The sequence below is a fragment of the Halorussus sp. MSC15.2 genome (genome assembly GCF_010747475.1).
In the GTDB taxonomy this organism is placed as follows: Archaea; Halobacteriota; Halobacteria; order Halobacteriales; family Haladaptataceae; genus Halorussus.
Genome location: NZ_VSLZ01000005.1, coordinates 101426 through 121818, shown reverse-complemented (window position 1 = coordinate 121818; position 20393 = coordinate 101426). Strand labels below are relative to the sequence as shown.

At 66.2% G+C, this 20393-nt stretch carries 23 protein-coding genes, 1 tRNA gene and 2 pseudogenes; 11 read left to right on the top strand and 15 right to left on the bottom strand.

Annotated elements, in window-relative coordinates; genetic code table 11:
* Positions 1–60: 60 nt before the first annotated feature.
* The 3 genes from FXF75_RS17455 to FXF75_RS17445 are packed head-to-tail and all read right to left on the bottom strand — an operon-like array spanning position 61 to position 1688.
* The gene (locus FXF75_RS17455; protein ID WP_163523123.1) at positions 61–330 is read right to left on the bottom strand and encodes a hypothetical protein; all 270 of its coding nucleotides are present in this window, start codon (positions 328–330) and stop codon (positions 61–63) included.
* Positions 331–373: 43 nt separating this feature from the next.
* A complete protein-coding gene (locus FXF75_RS17450) occupies positions 374–1408 on the bottom strand; it encodes a mannose-1-phosphate guanylyltransferase (RefSeq protein WP_163523122.1) in 1035 nt (344 codons plus the stop codon).
* A gap of 1 nt (position 1409) precedes the next feature.
* Positions 1410–1688: a hypothetical protein gene (locus FXF75_RS17445; RefSeq protein WP_163523121.1), complete on the bottom strand. Its 279-nt coding sequence runs from the start codon at positions 1686–1688 to the stop codon at positions 1410–1412.
* A 371-nt stretch (positions 1689–2059) separates the two neighbouring features.
* Between FXF75_RS17445 and FXF75_RS17440 the strand changes: the two genes are divergently transcribed.
* Positions 2060–2368: a hypothetical protein gene (locus tag FXF75_RS17440; protein WP_163523120.1), complete on the top strand. Its 309-nt coding sequence runs from the start codon at positions 2060–2062 to the stop codon at positions 2366–2368.
* 162 nt (positions 2369–2530) lie between these two features.
* On the opposite strand, the gene FXF75_RS17435 is transcribed toward FXF75_RS17440, so the two are convergent.
* On the bottom strand, positions 2531–2725 hold the full coding sequence (locus FXF75_RS17435) for a hypothetical protein (protein WP_163523119.1): 195 nt from the start codon (positions 2723–2725) through the stop codon (positions 2531–2533).
* 105 nt (positions 2726–2830) lie between these two features.
* Here FXF75_RS17435 and FXF75_RS17430 point away from each other — a divergent pair, with 105 nt between their 5' ends.
* From FXF75_RS17430 to FXF75_RS17410, 6 genes are all read left to right on the top strand, one after another.
* Positions 2831–3385, top strand: coding sequence for a LysE family translocator (locus tag FXF75_RS17430; RefSeq protein ID WP_205427805.1), 555 nt, complete (start codon positions 2831–2833; stop codon positions 3383–3385).
* Positions 3379–3534, top strand: a complete 156-nt coding sequence (locus FXF75_RS22225) for a hypothetical protein (RefSeq protein WP_205427804.1) — start codon at positions 3379–3381, stop codon at positions 3532–3534. The genes FXF75_RS17430 and FXF75_RS22225 overlap by 7 nt, the downstream gene beginning before the upstream one ends.
* A gap of 156 nt (positions 3535–3690) precedes the next feature.
* On the top strand, positions 3691–4626 hold the full coding sequence (locus tag FXF75_RS17425; protein ID WP_163523259.1) for a replication factor A: 936 nt from the start codon (positions 3691–3693) through the stop codon (positions 4624–4626).
* A 1-nt stretch (position 4627) separates the two neighbouring features.
* A complete protein-coding gene (locus FXF75_RS17420) occupies positions 4628–5296 on the top strand; it encodes an RPA family protein (protein WP_163523118.1) in 669 nt (222 codons plus the stop codon).
* A gap of 177 nt (positions 5297–5473) precedes the next feature.
* The gene (locus FXF75_RS17415) at positions 5474–5716 is read left to right on the top strand and encodes a hypothetical protein (RefSeq protein WP_163523117.1); all 243 of its coding nucleotides are present in this window, start codon (positions 5474–5476) and stop codon (positions 5714–5716) included.
* Positions 5709–6011: a hypothetical protein gene (locus FXF75_RS17410; RefSeq protein WP_163523116.1), complete on the top strand. Its 303-nt coding sequence runs from the start codon at positions 5709–5711 to the stop codon at positions 6009–6011. Before FXF75_RS17415 ends, FXF75_RS17410 begins: the two co-directional genes overlap by 8 nt.
* 144 nt (positions 6012–6155) lie before the next feature.
* Here the strand turns inward: FXF75_RS17410 and hutH are convergent, their stop codons facing one another.
* Genes hutH through hutU form a run of 4 tightly spaced genes read right to left on the bottom strand, consistent with a single transcriptional unit; the run spans position 6156 to position 11869 of the window.
* Positions 6156–7781 carry a histidine ammonia-lyase gene (hutH, locus tag FXF75_RS17405; RefSeq protein WP_163523115.1) on the bottom strand — a complete coding sequence of 542 codons (1626 nt, stop codon included), beginning with the start codon at positions 7779–7781 and terminating at the stop codon, positions 6156–6158.
* The gene (gene hutI / locus FXF75_RS17400) at positions 7774–9042 is read right to left on the bottom strand and encodes an imidazolonepropionase (RefSeq protein WP_163523114.1); all 1269 of its coding nucleotides are present in this window, start codon (positions 9040–9042) and stop codon (positions 7774–7776) included. The genes hutH and hutI overlap by 8 nt, the downstream gene beginning before the upstream one ends.
* A complete protein-coding gene (gene hutG / locus FXF75_RS17395) occupies positions 9039–10019 on the bottom strand; it encodes a formimidoylglutamase (RefSeq protein WP_163523113.1) in 981 nt (326 codons plus the stop codon). Before hutG ends, hutI begins: the two co-directional genes overlap by 4 nt.
* The gene (hutU, locus tag FXF75_RS17390) at positions 10016–11869 is read right to left on the bottom strand and encodes a urocanate hydratase (RefSeq protein ID WP_163523112.1); all 1854 of its coding nucleotides are present in this window, start codon (positions 11867–11869) and stop codon (positions 10016–10018) included. Before hutU ends, hutG begins: the two co-directional genes overlap by 4 nt.
* A gap of 88 nt (positions 11870–11957) precedes the next feature.
* Here hutU and FXF75_RS17385 point away from each other — a divergent pair, with 88 nt between their 5' ends.
* Positions 11958–12602 (top strand): helix-turn-helix domain-containing protein, encoded by a 645-nt coding sequence (locus FXF75_RS17385; protein WP_163523111.1) that lies wholly within the window; start codon positions 11958–11960, stop codon positions 12600–12602.
* A gap of 78 nt (positions 12603–12680) precedes the next feature.
* Here FXF75_RS17385 and FXF75_RS23390 read toward each other — a convergent pair whose 3' ends face one another.
* The 4 genes and pseudogenes from FXF75_RS23390 to FXF75_RS17370 form a co-directional block, all read right to left on the bottom strand.
* Complete coding sequence (locus FXF75_RS23390; protein WP_375335549.1) at positions 12681–12866, bottom strand: hypothetical protein; 186 nt, start codon at positions 12864–12866, stop codon at positions 12681–12683.
* 119 nt (positions 12867–12985) lie between these two features.
* Positions 12986–13252: pseudogene (locus tag FXF75_RS23530) on the bottom strand (mechanosensitive ion channel domain-containing protein); the annotation flags it as partial.
* A 285-nt stretch (positions 13253–13537) separates the two neighbouring features.
* A complete protein-coding gene (locus FXF75_RS17375) occupies positions 13538–14530 on the bottom strand; it encodes a cytochrome d ubiquinol oxidase subunit II (protein WP_163523109.1) in 993 nt (330 codons plus the stop codon).
* Positions 14523–15971: a cytochrome ubiquinol oxidase subunit I gene (locus FXF75_RS17370; RefSeq protein ID WP_163523108.1), complete on the bottom strand. Its 1449-nt coding sequence runs from the start codon at positions 15969–15971 to the stop codon at positions 14523–14525. Before FXF75_RS17370 ends, FXF75_RS17375 begins: the two co-directional genes overlap by 8 nt.
* Before the next feature lie 241 nt (positions 15972–16212).
* Between FXF75_RS17370 and FXF75_RS17365 the strand changes: the two genes are divergently transcribed.
* Positions 16213–16620 carry a ribbon-helix-helix protein, CopG family gene (locus FXF75_RS17365; RefSeq protein WP_163523107.1) on the top strand — a complete coding sequence of 136 codons (408 nt, stop codon included), beginning with the start codon at positions 16213–16215 and terminating at the stop codon, positions 16618–16620.
* A 31-nt stretch (positions 16621–16651) separates the two neighbouring features.
* Here FXF75_RS17365 and FXF75_RS17360 read toward each other — a convergent pair whose 3' ends face one another.
* Positions 16652–17074 carry a hypothetical protein gene (locus FXF75_RS17360; protein ID WP_163523106.1) on the bottom strand — a complete coding sequence of 141 codons (423 nt, stop codon included), beginning with the start codon at positions 17072–17074 and terminating at the stop codon, positions 16652–16654.
* 218 nt (positions 17075–17292) lie between these two features.
* Here FXF75_RS17360 and FXF75_RS17355 point away from each other — a divergent pair, with 218 nt between their 5' ends.
* On the top strand, positions 17293–18573 hold the full coding sequence (locus tag FXF75_RS17355) for a trypsin-like serine protease (protein WP_163523105.1): 1281 nt from the start codon (positions 17293–17295) through the stop codon (positions 18571–18573).
* 7 nt (positions 18574–18580) lie between these two features.
* Here FXF75_RS17355 and FXF75_RS17350 read toward each other — a convergent pair whose 3' ends face one another.
* Complete coding sequence (locus FXF75_RS17350; RefSeq protein ID WP_163523104.1) at positions 18581–19036, bottom strand: DUF5814 domain-containing protein; 456 nt, start codon at positions 19034–19036, stop codon at positions 18581–18583.
* A 153-nt stretch (positions 19037–19189) separates the two neighbouring features.
* Between FXF75_RS17350 and FXF75_RS17345 the strand changes: the two genes are divergently transcribed.
* Positions 19190–19262, top strand: a tRNA-His gene (locus FXF75_RS17345).
* A 426-nt stretch (positions 19263–19688) separates the two neighbouring features.
* Here the strand turns inward: FXF75_RS17345 and FXF75_RS17340 are convergent.
* Positions 19689–20386, bottom strand: a pseudogene (locus FXF75_RS17340) (SOS response-associated peptidase).
* Positions 20387–20393 lie beyond the last annotated feature (7 nt).

The window sequence follows — 20393 nt, the reverse complement described above, 5'->3', positions numbered from 1 at the left end:
CTTGTGGCGACTGGGCCTCACGCGCGTCTCGCCCGGCGAGTCGGCTTGCGGAGTCTCGGTTCAGGACTCGATTTTCTCGACTATCTCTTCGGCCCGTCGCTCGGCCTCCTCGTCGTCGGTCCCGGCCGGAATCAGGACGCTCTCGACCAGCCAGTCGTCCTCGTCTTTCAGTTTCCCGGTCCGGACCTCGGCCCCCTCGGCCACGTCGCTCGCCGCGTTCTCGGCCCAGTCGGGCGTCCGAATCGCGTCGAAGTCGTCGGGGTCGCGGAACCGGACGTGGATGAAGTCGTCTGTCTCTTCCACTATCTCGCCGTCGGGTGCGTCTGACATAACAGCGCGGCTACCACGGCCTCGCGTAAAGTTCGACCGGCCGTCAGAACAGGTCCTGCTCGCGCAGTTTCGCCACGACCTCGCGGACTCGCTGTGCGTCGTCTTTCGGCACGACCAGCACCCGGTCGTCGTACGCCGCGACGACCAACCCCTCGACGCCGACGGCGCTGACGTGCGTCTCTCCGTCGGTGGCGACGACGTTGTCTTCGGCGTCGAGGAGGAGGGCGTCTCCCAGAACCGCGTTTCCGTCGTCGTCGGGTTCGACGACGCGCTCGATGGCGTCCCACGCGCCCACGTCGTCCCACTCGAAGTCGGCGGGCACGACGTAGGCGTCGTCGGTGCGTTCCATCACGGCGTAGTCGATGCTGACCTCCTCGACCTCGCGGAACCCGCGCTCGGGATAGCCCTCGTCCAGCGCCTCCACGAGCGGAGCCAGCGGCGAGTCGCGGGCCTCCCGAAGCAGACTCTCGGGCGTCCACGCGAACAGTCCGGCGTTCCAGTAGAAACCCTGCTCCACGAATCGGCGTGCAGTTTCCGCGTCGGGCTTCTCTCGGAACTGCTCGATTTCGGCCCACGTAGGACCCCTGTCTTTCGGCTCGATGTAACCGTATCCCGTGGCGGGCCGAGAGGGTTCGACGCCGAACGCGACCAGCCCCTCCGTTTCGACTGCACCCCGGAGCGCGGTCGCGGCGGCCGACTCGAACGCCCCGGCGACGAGGTGGTCGCTCGGCACGCAGAGCAGGACGCACTCGCCGACCTGTTCGCGGATTCGGTGGGCGGCGTAGACCAGCGCCGGACCGGTGTCCTTCGCCGCGGGTTCCACGAGCACGCCCGCCTCGGGCACGTCCGCGCGGACGCGCTCGGCGTGGTCCGCCCCGGTCGAGACGTACACCTCGTCCGCGAACCCGACCCGCGAGACGGTCCGTTGGAGGAGCGAAGCGTCACCGCTCGCGCCGCCGAGCGAGAGGAACTGCTTGGGTCGGTCCGACCTGCTGGCGGGGTAGAGGCGCGTCCCGGTGCCGCCTGCCATCACGAGCGCGACGACCGGCCGGTCGAGGGCGTCGGTGTTCCCGGCCATCTCACCACGTCTCGACGCGTCCGTCGCGCACGTCTCGGAGGCACCCCTCGCAGTCGGGGTGGTCCGGGTCGAAGCAAGCGGGCCGGGCCTCGGAGTCGAGTTCGACTGCCCGGCGCTCGGCGTACCGTCGGCAGACGATTCTGGCCCTCCCGTCGTCGTCCTGCGGGAGGTCCGCGAGCGCGGCCCGGCGGCCGTTGGCGTAGGCCCGCTTGGCGTCGGCGACCTGCCGCCCGGCGGACCGAATCTTGGAGCGGAGGAAGCTTTCGAGGCGGTCGTCCATTTGCGTGGGTGTTGGGGGTCGGGAAAGATAGGCTTGTTCGTCAGTAGGAACTCTACTGAGAAGGTGGATTTAGGAACATATTAATCACTCAACTGATGTCCATGTTTACTAGGAATATACGACACTGAAGAGTCAATATAAATCGAAATAACTAGATTAAAATTCGGTGCTGGTCTAGTTAGGGTGCCTAGAAGTGCTACAACACTGGTTCTGACCCCCAAAACGAGTTGGGCTGTAGGAGTACACTTAGAAAGGAATAACTAGTTAGACTGATTTCATTAGGTGCATGAACCGTCGTCGTTTCGGCACCCTCTGTTGCTTATCGATATTCTCTGTCGGGATAAGTGGTTGTCTCTCTCAAGGGACATCACGTGATAGTGAGGCCAAACTCTCCGAAGTTGAGGTCTGGAATTCTGACAGTTCGAAACACACGTTTTTTTGTTGAAATCTTCAACGCCGATGGTGGTCGGGTACTCAAACGAACTATCGAACTCGCTTCTACATCAAGAAACCATTTTACGAGGGAGGAACTCACGGATGTTCCGACGTCAGGCGCAAGGGTACGAGCAACGGTAGGAGAGAAAACCGATGAAAAAGACCTCATCGGATACGACAAACCAGTTCAACTAAGCATAAAATACAACAACGAAGATGAACTCGAAATAGTTGACTATCTATAGGAAGTAGTACTGTTATCCGGTTCGTTAAGACAGAAGAAGAGTCTCTCTATAGCTAAGAGTCGTTTCCCGGGAAAGATAGGCTTGTTCGTCAGTCTCCGGTCCGGCGCTCGACCCGGCGGTAGACCACTCCGGCGACCCCCAGTCCGACGAGTCCGGCCCCTATCAGCGCGCCGCCGACCAGTCGTTGGCCGCGGAACCCGAGGAGCATCGCTCCGACGCGACCGCGAAGACGGCCGCCTGAATCAGTACCGCCAGCAGGGCGAACGCTCTGAGCGTCTCCGCCGACCCCTCGCTGAGTCCCTTTCGGAGGTCGCGGTCGGCTTGCTCGTCCTCTGCTGACTCCGGCCCGAAGAACATCGGTCACACCTAGCGGGCCGAGAGGGATAGTCGGTGCGGTCGCTTTCGTTCGGTTGCGGGAGACGGTAGTTTTACCGTTCGCACGGTCTATCTTCCGTCAGCCGAATGTTCCCGAGCATCGACCTCCACACCTACGTCCTGTTCGTCACGGCCGCGATGGCGCTCGTTCTCACCCCGGGACCGGACACGGTCTTCGTCCTGACGCAGGGCGTGAGCGAAGGCAGGCGGGGCGGTCTCGCCTCTGCCTTGGGGGTCAGCACCGGCGTCCTCGTCCACACGACCGCGGCCACGCTCGGTCTCGCCGCGCTCCTGCGTGCGTCCGCGCTCGCCTACGCGGCGGTCAAGTACGCCGGGGCGGCCTACCTCCTCTACCTCGGCGCGAAGACGCTCCGGCGCGGCGACGAACTGGACTTCTCCGACGCGGGTTCCGACGAGACGGCCAGTGCTGCCGGGGCCACCGGCGCCACTAACGTCGCCAGTCCCGCCTCCGGTCCCGACCTCAGGAGCGGATTCCTCCGCGGCGTGACCGTCAACGTCCTCAATCCGAAGGTAGCCCTGTTCTTCCTCGCCTTCCTCCCGCAGTTCGTCGGGTCGGCCGCGGGAACCGGGACCACCCCGGCCGCCGAGATGCTCGCGCTCGGCGGACCTACGCCGTGCTGACCGCGTGTTACCTCGGCACTGTCGGACTGCTGTCGGGGAGCGTGCGGTCGGCGTTCCTCGCTCGGCCCCGCCTCGCCGACGGTCTGCGCTGGGCCTCCGGGTCGGTTCTGGTGGCTCTCGGTGCGGCGCTGGCGCTCGACTCTCGGTGAGGCGAGTGCGGTCCGCACGACCGACGGTGAACGCGCGGGAGCGTCCGTGACGGCTTCAGTTTCACTTTCACTCCGGGGACACCGAGGTTTTTATACTATAGGGCACTAACCCGTCGCATGTCTCCCGAAGAAAACGACGCGGAGACGGATACAACCATGAGCGATGTGCGCCAGCACGCCGAAGAGGTACGCGAACAGTTCTCCGAACACTTGGACCTGACAGTCGAGGAGGTCGAGAAGCGCCTCGACAACCTCGTCAACGAGTACCGGGTCCCCCTCGAAGAGGCGCGACGCAGTGTCGTCAGCCACTACCTCGACGAGGCGGGACTCGAACGCGACGACATCCGTAGCGGCGGCGGTGGCTCCGAGAAGGTCAACGTCGAAGACGTGAACGAGGACGAGCAGTGGCTCAGCCTCACCGCCAAGGTCGTCGACCTCTGGGACCCTCGAAGCGACGCCGTCGGACAGGTCGGTCTGCTCGGCGACGAGACGGGCACCATCAAGTTCACCAAGTGGGCCGACTCCGACCTCCCCGAACTAGAGGAAGGAACGGTCTACCACCTCGGAAACCTCGTCTCCGACGAGTATCAGGGCGACTACTCGGTGAAACTCAACCGGACGACGACGGTCGAGGAGACCGACGAGGACATCGAAGTCGGCGACGATACCGCCGAAGTCGAAGGCGCGCTGGTGGACATCCAGAGCGGGTCGGGTCTCATCAAACGCTGTCCCCACGAGGACTGCACGCGCGTCCTCCAGAACGGCCGGTGTTCCGAACACGGCGAAGTCGAAGGCGAGTTCGACCTCCGAATCAAGGGCGTCATCGACGACGGCACCGAGGTTCACAAGGTCATCTTCGACAAGGAAGCCACCGAGAATCTGACAGGTATCGGCCTGCAGGAAGCACAGGACATGGCGATGGACGCGCTCGACACGACCGTCGTCGCCGAAGAGATGCGCGAGAAGACCCTCGGACTGTACTACCGCGTCGCCGGACCGACGATGGGCCGGTATCTCCTCGTGGACGAGATGGAGAAACTCGCCGGGCCGACGGACGCCGAGGACGTTCTCATCAAAGCGAGGTCGATGTGATATGAGCGAGACACCCACCCGAGAGGTCGCCCGCCGCGTGTTCGCCGGCGAGTTCAACGACGCGACCCACACGTTCAAGGAGTCCGAGGAGGAGCGCGCCCCGGTGTACGTCCTGTTGCCGACGGGGGTGCGGGCGAACCGCATCTTCGTCGTCGGCACGCTGACCGAGACCGAGGACGTGGGCGAGGACAGCGAGTACTGGCAGGGCCGGGTCGTGGACCCGAACGGCGACCCGTTCTTCGTCTACGCCGGGCAGTACCAACCCGAGGCCGCGAGCATGCTTCGGGAACTCGAACCGCCCGCGTACGTCGCCATCACCGGCAAGCCGCGGACCTACGAGACCGACGACGGCAACACCAACGTCTCCGTGCGGCCGGAGTCCATCACGCTGGTCGATGCGGCCACCCGCGACCGATGGGTGGTCGAGACGGCCGAGCAGACGCTCGACCGAATCGAGAGCTTCGACGACGAGACCAACGAGTACGCTCGGATGGCCGAGGCAGAGTACGACCTGCCGCTCGACCGCTACCACGAACTGGTCATCTCGGCGCTCGAAAGCCTCGAAGGCGAGTCGGACGGGGAGTCCGACGCGGGCGACCCCGTAACCGACGACGGTGCGGACGATGCCGACGACGCCGGGACCGAACCGGAAGCCGAACCACAGCCGTAGGCGGCGAGACGAGGCGGAAGACGAATCGATACGCGACCGACTTTCGGGGGACCCAGAGACAGGACTACCGGAATCACGCCAGCATCGCAGAACGAACAGCCCAGCGACCGCGCTTCGAAACGCGTCGGGTGGTACCAGCACCCGAACGCTGGGCGTGCCCCATATTCGAGCAGCCCAATGTCCACGGATACGCCACGATTACAAGAAAGTACCGGGACCGTCACCGGACCGCACGACGGGAGGAACAGCGACGGCGAACTCGACCACCGCTACTGGCGGTGCGAGCGGTGCGGTCTCGAAACGACCGACCCGCGACTCCGCGAGGGATGTTTCCGATGTGCCCCAGCGACGGACCTCGAAGGCCGAACCGGCGAGCGAGACGAGGGAGTCGGGGAGACCGACGGAGGAGCGGATGCCTGACGAGCGCCAGTCCCCGAGCGCCGGGTGGCGCGAGGTGTACCACGAGATGGAGGCCACCGCCGACGTCGAGGACGCCACTCACCCGTGTCCGGACTGCGGTCGGACGGCCGAGAACGTCGCCAGAGACGTGTACGACTGCGAGGAACACGGTCTCTTCCGAGCCTACGCGCGAGACGGCGAGAGGTCCTCCACCGAGGAGCGCAGCGGAGACGACACCGGCGAAAGCGATGGGGAAGACGCCGACACCCCCGACGAGCGAGTGAATCGAACGAGAGGGTCGGCCGGACCCGTCTGAGCGGTATCCTCGCGCGACACGACGGGGAGTGAACGAGCGCCCCCGAGATGCGATATTCGCGACGCGAACCGGACGAGGCTGGTACTGCCGAACTGACGGGAGTTCGCTGTCGGCCCGACATCCGACCGGTTCACTACCGAGGCGTCACTCCAGCGACTCGCCGAGCGCTTCCTCGACGCGCTCTTCCAGCAACCCCGACGCGACGAGCGCGTCGGCGGTCGCTATCTCCTGGTGAAGCGGCCGGTCCTCCGCGAGCGGGGGTACGGCGTCCCTGACCGCCTCGTAGGCCGCCTCGGTGCCGACGCCGTGGTCGAGGTCGTCGTCGACGAACTCCGCGGCCTGCGCGCCGCAGAGCAGTTCGATTCCGACCACGGTAATCGCGTTCTCGACCGCGCCCCGTGCGTCGAAGGCGCTCTGGGCGCTCATGCTCACGTGGTCCTCCTGATTCCCGCTGACCGGCGTGTTGTCCATCGAGGGTCGCCCGGTCGCGCGGTTCTCGTTCACGAGCGCGGCCGCGGTGTACTGTGCTATCATGTAGCCCGAGCGCAGGCCGCTCCCCTCGGTCAGGAACGGCGGCAGATGCGATTCCTGCACGTTCGGGTTGAGCATCCTGTCTACCCGGCGCTCGGAGATAGCCGCCAGTTCGGTGACCGCGTTGGTGAGGTAGTCCAGCGGGAGCGCCAGCGGGTCGCCGTGGAAGTTCCCGCCCGAGAGGACCGCGGCGTTCTCGGTCCCCGACGCCCGGTCGTCGGCCTCCGCCGCGTCGAAGATGAGGGGGTTGTCCGTCGCGCTGTTCAACTCGACTTCCACGGCCTCCCGGAGGTGGCGTATCGCGTCCCGGACCGCGCCGTGGACCTGCGGCAGGCACCGAATCGAGTAGGCGTCCTGCACCCGGTCGCAGTTGCGGTGGGACTCCACGACTTCGGAGTCGGCCGTGAGGCGCTTGACGTTGCGCGCGCTCTCGGCGTGACCCTGATGGGGGCGGACGCGGGCGATGGAGTCGTCGGCGGACGCGGTGGTGCCCATCGTCACCTCGGTCGTGAGCGCGCCCGCGGCGTCGGCGGCCCGGACGGCGCGTTCGGCGTCCACGACCGCGAGTGCGGCCAGTCCCGCCGAGAGTTGCGTCCCGTTGATGAGCGCGAGTCCCTCCTTCGCGCGGAGCGCGAGCGGTTCGAGGTCGGCGGCGGCGAGCGCTTCGTCGCCGGGCAGTCGCTCGGTCTGCGGTTCGCCGTCCTCCGTCCCGATTTCCACCTCCGCCTCGCCCTCCCCGACGAGGACGAGCGCGAGGTGTGCCAACGGAGCGAGGTCGCCGCTCGCGCCGAGACTTCCGCGGGACTTCACCACCGGATGGACGCGCTCGTCGAGCATCGTCACGAGGTGGTCCACCACGACCTCCCGGACGCCCGAGTGGCCCTTGGCGAGCGCGTTGACCCGGCCGAGGAGCATCGCACGGACTTCCTCGGTGGTCAGTTCCCGGCCCGCGCCCGCGGCGTGGCTCCTGACGAGGTTCAACTGCAACTGCTCGATGTCCTCGCGGGGGATGCGCTGGTCCACGAGTTCGCCGAACCCGGTGTCGAGTCCGTAGACGACCTCGCCGCTCTCGACCACCTCTTCGACGCGCTCCCGGGCGGTCCGGACCTTCTCTCGGGTCTCCTCGGTCACCACGACCGGCGCGTCGTGGCGGGCGACCCGAGCGACGTCCTCGGGTGTCAGGGTCTCGCCGTCGGCGCGAACCGGTTCCGGTTCGGTGTCTCGATTCGACTCAGGCACGGTGGACCACCTCCCCGTCCTTCAGGACCGCCTCGACCGCGTTCACGCCGAAGTTGTACGGCACGTGGACGTACGTCGGGGCGTCGAGAACCGCCAAGTCACCGGGCGACCCCACCTGAAGGGTGCCGACGTTCTCCGGCAGGTCGAGCGCGGCGGCCGCGTTCGTGGTCGAGGCGACGAGCGACTCGGCGGGGGTCAGCCCCATCTCGACGCACGAGAGGGAAGCGGCGAACCCCATGCTCTGACTGTAACAGTTGGGGTTGAAGTCGGTCGCTATCGCCACGTCCGCCCCGGCGTCGAGGAAGGCGCGCGCGTCGGCGTACGCCGCGCCGAGACCGAACGCCGTGCCGGGGAGCAGGACCGGCACCACGTCCGACTCGACGAGCGCCGCGACGTCCTCCTCGGTCGAGTGGAGCAGGTGGTCGGCGCTGGCGGCCCCGACCTCCGCGGCCAACTGAGTCCCGCCGATGTGGGCCAGTTCCTCGGCGTGGACTTTCGGCGTCATGCCTGCGTCCTTCCCGGCCTCCAGAACGCGACGCGACTGCTCCACGTCGAAGACGCCCTCCTCGCAGAACACGTCGCAGAACTCCGCGATGCCCTGCGACTCGACTTCCGGAATCTGCTCGTCGACGACCTCCTCGACGTAGTCGTCGGTCTCCCGGCCCTCCGGTACCGCGTGGGCACCCATGAACGTCGGGACCACGTCCACGGGATGGCGGTCGTCGGCCCGGTCGATGACCTCCAGCATCCGGAGTTCCGTCTCGGTGTCGAGACCGTACCCCGACTTGACCTCGACCGTGGTGGTCCCGTGGGCGAGCATCGTGTCGAGGTGACCCAGCAGGTTCTCGAGCAGTTCCTCGTCTCCGGCCTCGCGGGTCGCCCTGACCGTCCGGAGGATGCCGCCGCCTTCCTCCATGATGTCCTGATACGTCTTGCCCCGAAGTTTGGCCTCGAACTCGTCGGAGCGGTCGCCCGCGAACAGCGCGTGGGTGTGTGGGTCCACGAACCCCGGAATCACCGACTTCCCGCTGGCGTCGACGGCGAACTCGGCGTTCTCGGGCGGGAACTCGCGAGTGACGGGGCCGGTCGCCCCGACGCGAGCGACTTCCCCGTCCTCCACCGCGACGGCGGCGTCCGTGTAGACGCCGAGTTCGTCCTCACCGAGGTCACCGTCTTCGGCGTCTCCCTCGCCTTCGGCTTCCTCACCCGATTCGAGCGTGACGATTTCGGCCGCGTCGTGGACGACTGCGGTCAGCGTCATCGTCGCCCCTCCGTGTCGCGAGGTTCGTCCGACTCGCTCGGTCGGGCGCTCAGCAGGTGCGCGATGGCCCGCGCCCCGGCGGTTGCGGTCAGGTTCGTCGCGTCCGATTCGAGCGGCGGCGCACACTCCACGACCTCGAACCCGGCGAGGCGGTCTTCGTTACCGAGCAGTCGTAGGGTCCGGAACAGTTCCCGGGTGGTGATACCGCCGGGAGTGGGCGCGCTCACGCCGGGCGCGGCCGAGGCGTCCAGCACGTCGAGGTCCACGCTGACGTAGAGGCGGTCCACGTCGCCCATCGCGTCGAGCGCGCGGTCGATGGCCGCCACCTCGTCGTCGCCGACTTCCTCGGCGGTGACGACTTCGCCGCCCTGCTCGCGGACGTACTCCGCGTATCCGGTCGAGGTCTCGAAGTGGCGCGCGCCGACGCAGGCGTAGGCGTCGAGTCCGTCCTCGTAGAGTTGGCGGTAGGGCGTCCCGCTGGTCGGCCCGCGTCCCTCGCGGACCTCCCGCACGTCGAGGTGTGCGTCGAAGTTGAGTACGCCCAGCGTCCCCTCGTCGAGTAGGGGCGCGGCGTTCGGGTAGGTCATCGAGTTGTCGCCGCCGAGGAACACCGGGAAGGCGTCGGTGTCGTGGACGCGCTCGGTGATGGTTCGGACGCGCTCCTGCAGGTCGGCGACCGTGCCCGAGTCGGACTCTCCGTCTCCCAGCGTCACGTCGCCGAGGTCGGCGACCGACCCGACCGGCCCGGCGTCGAAGTGGTGGGTCTTCGTGCCCGCGAGGTGCTGGCGGAGCGCGGCCGGTCCCTCGCTCGCGCCCTTCCGGCCGATGACCGCCCGGTCGAACGGTTCGCCGACCAGTGCGGCGTCGAAGCGGTCGGCGTCGGCGATGCTCGCGAGTTCGACCACGTGGCCGAACTGTTCGTCGTTGGAGTCGTTTGAGGGTCCCATCCAGTCGAAAGTGCGTTCGAGTCCGGTCATTCGTCCGCCCTGTCCCGCATCGGTACCGCGACGTTCGATTCGTCGGCCTCCGCGAGCGCCTCGTCGTACCCGGCGTCGGCGTGGCGAATCACGCCCGTTCCGGGGTCGGTGGTGAACACGCGCCGGGCCTTCTCCGCGGCGAGGTCGGTGCCGTCCAGCACGACGTGGTTGTTGGCGTGGAGCGCGTTGCCGATGCCGACCCCGCCGCCGTCGTGGACCGACACGATGTCGGCCCCCGCCGCGCAGTTCAGGAGGGCGTTCAGAATCGGCCAGTCCGCAATCGCGTCCGACCCGTCTCTCATCGCCTCCGTCTCGCGGTTGGGGCTGGCGACGCTCCCCGCGTCGAGGTGGTCGCGGGTCACGACCACCGGGGCCGAGATTTCGCCCTCGGCGACCAGTTCGTTGATTCGGAGCGCGAACCGCGCGCGCTCGGTGAGGTCGTCGGCGTCGTCTCCGGACTGGTATCCTAACCAGCAAACTCTGGAGGGGAGTCCCTGAAACTCGACCTGCTCCTGCGCGAGGTCTATCCAGCGATGGAGGTTCTCCTTCTCGGGGAACAACTCCTTCACCGCCTCGTCGGTCCGGTGGATGTCCTCCTCGTCGCCCGACAGCGCGGCCCACCGAAACGGACCCTTCCCGCGACAGAACAGCGGTCGGATGTACGCCGGGACGAACCCGGGGTAGTCGAACGGCGAGCGAGACTCCGTCTCGCTGCTTCCCGCGTGTGACGCGGGAACGTCGACCATCCCGCGGTGGTCCTCGACCTGTCCGCGGATGTTGTTCCCGTACTCGAAGGCGACTGCGCCCTCGTCCTGCATGTCGAGGATTCCCCGTACGTGGCGCTCCATCGTGTCGAGACTCTCCTCGACGTACGTTTCGGGGTCCTCCTCGCGGAGTTCGTCCGCTTCCGCGACGGTGTACCCCGAGGGGTAGTAGCCCTCCAGTTCGTCGTGGGCGCTGGTCTGGTCGGTGACCACGTCGGGGACGAAGTCGCGTTCGAGCATCCCCTCCAGCATGTCGGCGGCGTTGACGTGGACGCCGACCGAGTACGGTTCGCCCGCTTCGGCGGCCTCTCGGGCCTTCTCGATGGCCTCGTCCAAGTCGTCGGTCTTCTCCTGACAGTACCCGGTCTCGATGCGGCGGTCGATGCGCTCCTCGTCCACCTCCGCAGCGATGCAGACCCCGTGGTTCATCGTAACCGCGAGGGGTTGCGCCCCGCCCATTCCGCCGAGACCGCCCGTCACGACGATTTTGCCGCGGAGACCGTCGTTGTCGGGGTAGTGCTGTTCGGCGAGTTCGGCGAGGGTCTCGTAGGTACCTTGGATGATGCCCTGCGTGCCGATGTAGGCCCACGACCCCGCGGTCATCTGGCCGTACATGATGAGTCCCTTCGCCTCCAACTCGTGGAAGTGGTCCCAGTCGTCCCACTTGCCGACGAGGTTGGAGTTGGCGATGAGGACGCGCGGTGCCATCTCGTGGGTCCGGAACCGTCCGACCGGCTTCCCGGACTGGACTAGAAGGGTCTCGTCGTCGTCCAGTTCGCGCAACTCGTCCAGAATCGCGTCGTAGGCGTCCCACGACCGCGCGGCCCGGCCGGTGCCGCCGTAGACCACGAGTTCCTCGGGTTTCTCCGCGACCTCCGGGTCGAGGTTGTTGTTCAGCATCCGGAGCGCGGCCTCCTGTCGCCACCCCTCGCACTCGATGTCGGTCCCGGTCGGCGCACCCCGGTACTCCTTCCACTGGTCGCTCGGTTCGCCGACGCTCCACTCGGTCCCCTCGCTGGCCGCTTCGGTGGCCTGCTCGGTGTCTCCCCGTTCGTCGTCGGTCTGTTCCGGTTGGCCTTCGCTCATACTCCAGTGTTCGGGCGCGAGACGCAAATAGCTGAATACCGCCTTAGGGAGGGTGTTTTAAGTACTGTCGCGACCGCTTCTTCGGTAGATGCACGAAGCGGTCATCGGAATCGAACACCCCGGCGCGTACGCCGACGCCACCGCGGGCACAGACACGACGGTCGAACTCTGGTGCAACGACCACTGCGACCTCCTGCACGTCGGCGGCGCGGGCGGCGAGGCGGTCGTCGCGCACGTCGAGGACGCCGTGGGGGTCCGCGAGCGAATCGTGGAGGACGACGAACGCCTGCTCATCACCGACGACTGTCTGAAGGAGCGCGGCGACGACCCCATCGAGGCGACGCTGGCGGCCCACGACTGCCTGCTCGTCCCGCCGCTCAGGTACGCCGAGGGCCGGAAGTGGTGTCGGGTGCTGGCGCTCGACCCCGCGAACCTGACCGCGTTCTACCGGGACGTGGCGGCGGAGTTCCCGGTCGTCGTGGAGTCGAAGCGCGAGGTGCGGTCGGTCAGGGCCGACAGACCGCTGCTCACGCTCGACTCGGCCCTCCCTGACCTCTCGGCCCGCCAGCGTGAGGTGCTGGTGACCGCCACCGAGATGGGCTACTACCGGATTCCTCGGGACGCGACGACCGCCGAAATCGCGGCCGCGGTGGGCGTCGAGCGCCGGACGGCCGAGGAACACCTCCGGCGCGCCGAGAACAAACTCCTGCGGTCGTTCGCGGAAACCCTGTGACCTCGCCCCCGAGTACTGTGACTGTGATTCGCGAAGAGAAAGAGAGGGCACGACTCGTCGGCGAACCCCGCCCACGGACTACCAGTTCTCCGGGAGTTCGATGCCCGCCTCGTCGAACCGGCGACTGACCCCCTCGAAGTACTCCGACCTGATGGTCACGAACGCCTCGCGCGACGGTTCGGATATCCAGTAGCGCGCCTGCACGCCCGCCCGACCGTCGTCGAGTTCGACCACGCGGACGGTCGGCGTCGGCCGGTCGAGCACGTCGGCGTGCGACCTCGCTTCGGCGACGAGGATGGACGCCACTTCCCCGAGGTCCTCGTCGTCGCGACGTGGAAGGTGTGGGAGATGCGCCGCGGCGACTTGGCGACCGCGTTGACCACGGCGCTGGTGGCGAGTTCGGAGTTCGGAACGGTCAGGAGTTCGTTGTCGAACGTGCGGACCCGGGTCACCCGGAAACTGATGTCCTCGATGACGCCCTCACGGTCCTGCCAGCGAATCCAGTCGCCGATGTTGAACTCCGGGTCGGTCACGATGAAGACGCCGCCGACGAGGTTCGCGGCGATGTCCCGACTGGCGAACCCGATTGCGACGGTCAGCGCGGCGACGACCGTCGGCGGAACCGACAGCAGGTAGCCGTAGTCGGCCACGTCGAGCGCGAGGCGGAGCGCGACGACGACGACCGCGACGTGGAGAACCTTCAGAAACGCGTTCGCGGCGGTCTTCGGGACCCGCCAGCCGTCGAGCGCGCGGTCGAGTCCCGGTTCGAACACCCACCTGCCGACCGCGTACGCCACCGCGAACGTGATGAGAAACTCCAGAACGCTCCACGTCACGCCGAGGTATCCGGTCTCCGGTACGTCCGGAACCGCCTGCAGGCCCAGACCAGTCACTCCCGGAGCGACGCCCGGAACGGCCCTGAACGTTCCGGCCGGTCAGTACGACTCCTCGGGGTCGATGGGGCCGCTGAACGCCGAGTAGAGCACGCCGAAGTAGGTCAGCACCAGCGGAATCAACACCGTGGCCCCGGCGGTCAGCAACTCGACCGCGGGCGACCCGACGATGGCCTTCTCGACGGTCAGTCCGGTCGCCGGTTCGACGATGGGGTACATCAGCACCGCCACGAGTGCGACGAGCGCCCCGGTCACGACCCCCGACGCGCCGAGCGCGAGATAGGGGCGGTCCCGGCGGGCCGCGACGACGTAGCCGACGCCGAGCAGGAGCGACCCGACGACCAGCGCGACCGGAAGCGGCGACAGGAGCGCGCCGCGGGGGCCGGGACGGAGCGCCAACAGGCCGAGCGCCAGCGCGACCAGTCCGAGGTAGCCCGCCATCGCGCGAGCGCCGTCGTCGGCCATCTCCTCGGCGAGCGGCCCGGTGGTCTTCAGTCGGAGGAACGCGGCCCCGGACGCGACGTTGAGCGCGACGACTGCGAGACCGACGACTATCGAGGCGGGCGCGACACCTTCGACGCCCAGCAGCCAGTTCCCGACGAACACCCCGAGCAAGAGGGGCGCGCCGACGCTCCCGGCGACGAACGCTCGGCCCCACCACGTCCGCCACCGCCGGTCCTCGCGCTGTTCGAAGAACTCCGGGGCCATCCCGCGCAGGACCAGCGCCCCCAAGACCCCGAACAGCAGGAGGTAGTGGCGACTGAACAGCGCGGCGTACACCGGCGGGAAGGCCGCGAACAGACCGCCGCCGAACACGACCAGCCAGACCTCGTTGCCGTCCCAGAACGGGCCGATGGCCGCGAGACACTGCTCGCGCTCGTGGTGGTCATCGCGCGTGGCAAAGATGACCCCGACGCCGAAGTCCCACCCGTCGAGGAACAGGAAGACCGCGAGGAACGCGAACACGACGCCGAACCAGAGGTCCGAGAGCGCGACCCCGAACCACACCGTCTGGAGGGGAAGTGGGTTAATCATCGTCACCCGCCCCCGTCGGGGTCGGCGCTGGCGCTCGCTCGCCGTCGGGCGTCGATTCGCTCGCGTCCGACTCTCGCCGCTCCGGTCCTCGCCGAATCAGTCGTCCGACGACGTAGGTGTACAGCGAGAGCAGGACGGCGTAGCCCCCGACGAACCCCGCCAGCGTCAGCGTCGCTTCGGTGGCCGTGAGACCGGGTGAGACGCCTTCGGTGGTCTTCATCACGCCCTGAATCACCCACGGCTGTCTGCCGACCTCGGTGACTATCCAGCCGAGTTCGACACAGAGGACGCCCAGCACCGACGACGCCATCAGCGCCTTCTGGAGCAGGCGGTCCGCGAAGAGTTCGCCGGTCCACCAGCGGTAGCCCGCCCAGAACGCGAGTAGCACGAACCAGAAGCCCATGGCCACCATCGCCCGGAACGCCCAGAACACGACGGCGACCGGGGGCGAGCCTTCGAACTCGTTCAGTCCGGTTATCTCGGCCTGCGCGTCCCCGCCCGAGGCGAGCCACGAGGCCCCGCCGGGGATGCCGATGCCGAAGATGTCCTTCGCTCGCGGGTTCAACAGGTCGTCCACGCTCGTCGGGAACGCGACGATGTACTCGGGGACGTAGCTGTCGGTCTCCCAGACCGCCTCCATCGCGGCGAATTTCTGGGGCTGGGTCTCGGCGACATGGCGGCCGTAGGCGTCGCCGTGGACGACTTGGAGGGGCGCGGAGAGAATCAGCACCGCGAGCGCGATTTTGAGCGTCGCGCGCCAGAACTCGGCGTCCAGATTCCCGCCGTCCACCACGCCGAGGTGTTCGCGCCGGTAGACGTGGTAGGCCGCGACGCCCGCCATGAACAGCGCGACCGAGAGGACCGCCGCGTTCTGCATGTGGACGAACATCCACGGGAATCGCGGGTTGGCGTACGCGGCTATCGGGTCGGTCAGCAGAATCGTCATCTCGCCGCTCTGGCGGGCGACCTCGAACCCGCGAGGGGTCTGCATCCACGAGTTGGCGACCAGAATCCAGACCGCCGACAGCCACGTCCCGAGACCGACCATGAGCGACGACAGGAAGTAGAGTCTGTCGCCCACGCGCTCGCGGCCGAAGACGAACACTCCGAGGAACGTGGCTTCGAGGAAGAACGCCATCATCCCCTCGACCGCCAGCGGGCCGCCGAACAGTTCCCCTGCCGCGGCCGAGAACGCCGCGAAGTTGGTGCCGAACTCGAATTCGAGGACGAGTCCGGTGACGGTCCCGACCGCGAAGCTCACCGCGAATATCTTGGTCCAGAACCGCCGGAGTCGCTCGTAGAGGGTCTCGCCGGTCCGAATCTCCTTCCACGTGAAGTAGACGAGGAACGGCGCGAGACCCATGCTCATCACCGGGAAGACGATGTGGACGATAGTCGTCACCGCGAACTGGAGTCTGCTCGCGGTCGCGGGGTCTACCACCGTTCCACCTCCGATTTCCACGGTTCGCCGGGTCGGTCGAGAGGACGGACACGTCGCTCGTGAGTCATCACGTTCGCGGGTACGGACCGGGTACTCAAGACGAGCAACCTCGTTCTCGGCCGAACGAAATCGGGGTCGAACTCAAGTGCCTGCGACTCGAACGTTCACAGTTAGTCCGAACTCTCGATTCTCCGTCGTCTGACCAATCCTTAAGTGGTATCGCGTGCGACTTCTCACCAAGATGGGCAACAAGAACAAAACTATCTCCTTCCGTGTCAACGAGGATTCCTTCGAGACGCTCCGGGAGATAGCCGAGGAGCGCGACCTCTCGCTGTCGGCGGTGTTCCGCGATTACGTGGACCTGCTGGTGGCCCACGACGGCCGGGTGAAAGTCGTCCCCGAGAGCGAACTCGGCGAGGAGGTCGGTGACGAGTTCCCGCCGAAGGTGGAGGTGCCCAAGAGCTTCGTCAGGGAACACGAGCGACTCGAACTCGAAGCCGAACACCTCCGCGAGCAGTTGCAGGAGTACAAGGAGTACGTCAGCAGACTCCAGCAGGAACTCGACGCCAGCGAGGACGCCGAGGAGGTCGTCCACCTCGAAGAACTCGACGACGAACTCGACACCGATGAGACGTACCGCCTCGGGTAAGTCGAAGTGACCGTCCCGGCGGCGTTCCGTTCTATTCGATGCGGAACACCGTCCCGCACTGCAATTTTTGCCCCTCTTCGACCGTCGCGGTGATGGTGGCCGCGTACTGCCCTGACGCTTCCTTCGGGAACCTGACTTCCCCGTCCCGGATTAGGACGCTCTCCCGAGACTCCGGGAACTTGACTATCCAGTAAAACGCGTCACCCGGTTTCACTATCGACGCGGTCAGATTGCGCTTCTGATTACCGATTTCTTTCCACGACCTGTCCCCTCGTCGGAAAATGTCGATTCCGGCGGTGTTCACCGTCACGGACGTTCGCATTCGGTTCCGGAACACGAACGACTGATTCGTGGTCTCCGGTCGCAACGGCGCTATCGTCGGTCGGAGGTCAATCCTCGGGTGGTCGGTCACGCACGAGACCGCCTTTTCGTCGCCCCGGTCGGGGCAAGTCACGGTTCCTCGACCGTCCGTCGTCCCCGGTTCGCTCGCACCGAGACACCCGCTTCCGGGGACTATCGCACCGGTAAGTCCAATGGTGATACGTCTACGTGTTATCTCGGGGACCATAGAACACGGTTATTGGCCGACAGACAAGTTTTTTCTGGATGGGTGCGATAGTCTCCCTCAGAGTAAAATATATAGATTTCTAATTTAAATTAACTAAGTGCACTATGAGAAAAACACTGAAACGCACGCTCCGAAGCGGCGGTCGGCGACAGTTCCTGAAGGCACTATCGACCCTCGGTCTCTCTGGGAGTGCGCTTCAGTACCTGTCACAGGACACGCTCGCACAGCTCACCGACAACCCGAAAGACGAGGTTCCGCGACTCAAAGCTCTCCACCACGAGAACCACGACGCCGTCCTCGCGGGCGAGGAGAAGCCCAAACGTAAGCCGGTGTACTACACCATCCCGCGAGACGAATGGGCCGTGACCGAGGGCGCTCACGAGGCGTCTCGGCGGCTGTTCTCCCAGTTCCGTAGCCGATTTGGGACGGACTGCACCGGCGAGAAGGGACTCGGTTACGTCACGACCGGAGTGACCGACAGGGTCAACGGCCACAAGCGCGAGAAGTCCATCGTCGTCCAGCATGTCACGTTCGACGGCGATGAACCGCAGGTCGATTTCGAGCGACTGAAAGACGCGTCCCCCGCGACGATGTCCGGTTCGGTCGGACAAGGCGACTATGAAGAACAGGTACAGGACGTCCCCGTCACCTTCGAGAAGAAGGAGGTCTCCACGCTGGCCGGCGGCGACGAGTGGCACTACGACTACGACTACTCCGGGAAGGGGACGCCGTGCGGTGCCCAAGTCGAAGTCAAGTACGGCGGCGAGACCTCGGACAAGGAGGCCATCGCAACCGGAACAGTCGCCTGTCCCGCCTACCACGATAACCACGGCTTCGTGATGCTAACCGCGGCACACGTCGTGGACGACAACTACGAGGGCTACGAGAAGGAGGACATCTACAACCCCGACCACCCCGACAAGCAAGGCGGGACCCGCGGCGACACGCTGAAGAAGAACTTCACCAGCCAGTCGACCAAATGCAACAGCTCGAACGGTCGCTCGAACGACTCGGCGATAGCCAAGTTCACCGACGGCCACACCTACAAGTTCGCGGCAGACGACGGCACCTACAACAACGGCTGGGAGGTGTACGGCATCCTCGGCTGGGACAAGATTAAGGACGGCGCCTCGCTGACGAAACAGGGCGCTCGCACGGGTGTCACCTCCGGCTCGGTCACCTGCGTCGATAGCAACTACAACGTATTCCAAACCGACACGACGAGTAACAGCGGTGACTCCGGCGGGCCGCGATTCACCGAGACTTACTACGAGTCCGGGACCAGCTTCAAGTCCGTCGCCGGGGTGGTGTCATACGGTAATTCGTCGGTTCTCGGCGGGCCGCACATCGGCAACGCCGAGAGCGCGATGAACGTCACTATCTGACCTGAGCCTATCCGGATAGGCTCTCTTTCTTCCGTCGCGCCTGTTCGGCCATCTCGTCGTCGCCCTCCACGTCGGCCAACTCCTCGACCGCTTCGAGGGTCCGGACCGAGTTGTCGAGGAACGAGAGGATGTCGCCGGGGTAGGCGTAGACCATGTAGTCGTCGGTCATCACGTCCACGATGCTCTCGGGACCCAACCCCTGCTCGCGCAGGTCGAGGAGGTAGCGCATGAACTTCCGCTCGGCGCACCCGCAGTAGGGGTTGCTCTGGCAGTCGCAGTCGAGGAAGTCCTCCGCGAAGTCGAGGATACGCTCCTGTGTCGTGTCGTCCAACTGCGCGAGGTTCTCGCCCTGAAACAGCATGTCGAGGGTCGCCCCCTTGAAGGCTCCCTTGGGGATGTTGGTCTCCAACTGGGAGCCAATCTGGCGGTGGTTCTTGACGTAGGTTTTGTCGGTGACGGCCACGCTTGGGCGTGGATAGGGCGCTGGCGCTGAAAAGCGTGTCGTCGCCGGAGCGACGCCGACGCCCCCGATTCCGACGCGCGTCTGTCACCGTCTGGCAGTATCGCGCAGAGTCGTAACGTATTTTAATCGCAGGACATTACCACCACCTGCGTGTCCGGGTTGGGGTAGTGGACCATCCTTCAGCCTTGTGGAGGCTGAGACGCGGGTTCGATTCTCGCACCTGGACCTTCTTCCGCGAGCAACACGACGAGTACCGCGTAGCGTGTACTCGCCCCACCGCGAGCGGGCAGTCCCCCGAGGGACCGGAACTGCGTTTCAGCCACCTGCTACACTCTTTACAACCACCTCCTTCGGGTGCGAACACGGCCCATAACAAAGTCCGAAACGGGCATTAGACGTAGATGCGCCCGGCGACTTGGGCGCAGAGCGTGCAAGGGTACGGCCCGACCCGGCGACGCCGGAGGCCCTGGTGGCGGGTTGGCTTCCCGCCGTCGTGTCACCAACCCTCCCACGAAAGTTCTCGTTCCGGGAGGCCGTACAGTCTCGCTATCCTCTTTCGGTTCTGCGACGCGGACGCAGTTCGGTTCTCCGTTTTCGACTTCGCGTCGCGCAGAAACCTCCACTCGAAACGAAGGGGGTCCGACGTCAGCGTTCAGAACTCGTCGAGTCCGGTCTGCACGTCCTCCTCGGCGGCGACTTCCTCGATTACCGTCGGGTCGTCGTTGTCCAGGTCGTTGACCGCCGACGAGACCGGGTAGGCGCGCATCTCCGAAGCGGGGTAGGGGTCGAGCAGGTCCGCGAGTTCCTCGGTATCGGTCCCCTCGTCACCGCCCCGTAGCCACCGACGTTCCTCCGCGCGGTTCAGGATAACCGGCATCCGGTGGTGTATCGGTTCGACCACGGAGTTCGGTTCGGTCGTGACGATAGTGAACGTGGCGTCGGTTCCGCCCCCGTCGCCCCGAGGTTCCCACAGGCCAGCGAAAGCGAACGGGTCACGGTCGGCGCGCTCGATGCGGTACGGTTGCTTGCCGGTCGGGGTCTCCTTCCAGTCGTAGAACCCGTCGGCGAGGACGAGACACCGGCGCTCGGCGAACGCCTCGCGGAAACTCGGCTTCTCGGCCAGCGTCCCGGCGCGGGCGTGATGTGGCCCGACGACGGCGACCCGTCGGCCCACTCGGGGACTAACCCCCACGTCGGGAACCGGATGGCGTCGGTGTCGTCGTTGCGGACGACGGGATGTCGCTGTCCGGGCGCGACGTTGTATCGGGGTTCCAGCGGTCGGACCGGTTCGGCGTCGAAGCGGTCGGCGACGAGGTCCGGCGGAGCGAACAGAGAGGTTCTGCCGCACATGGTGACC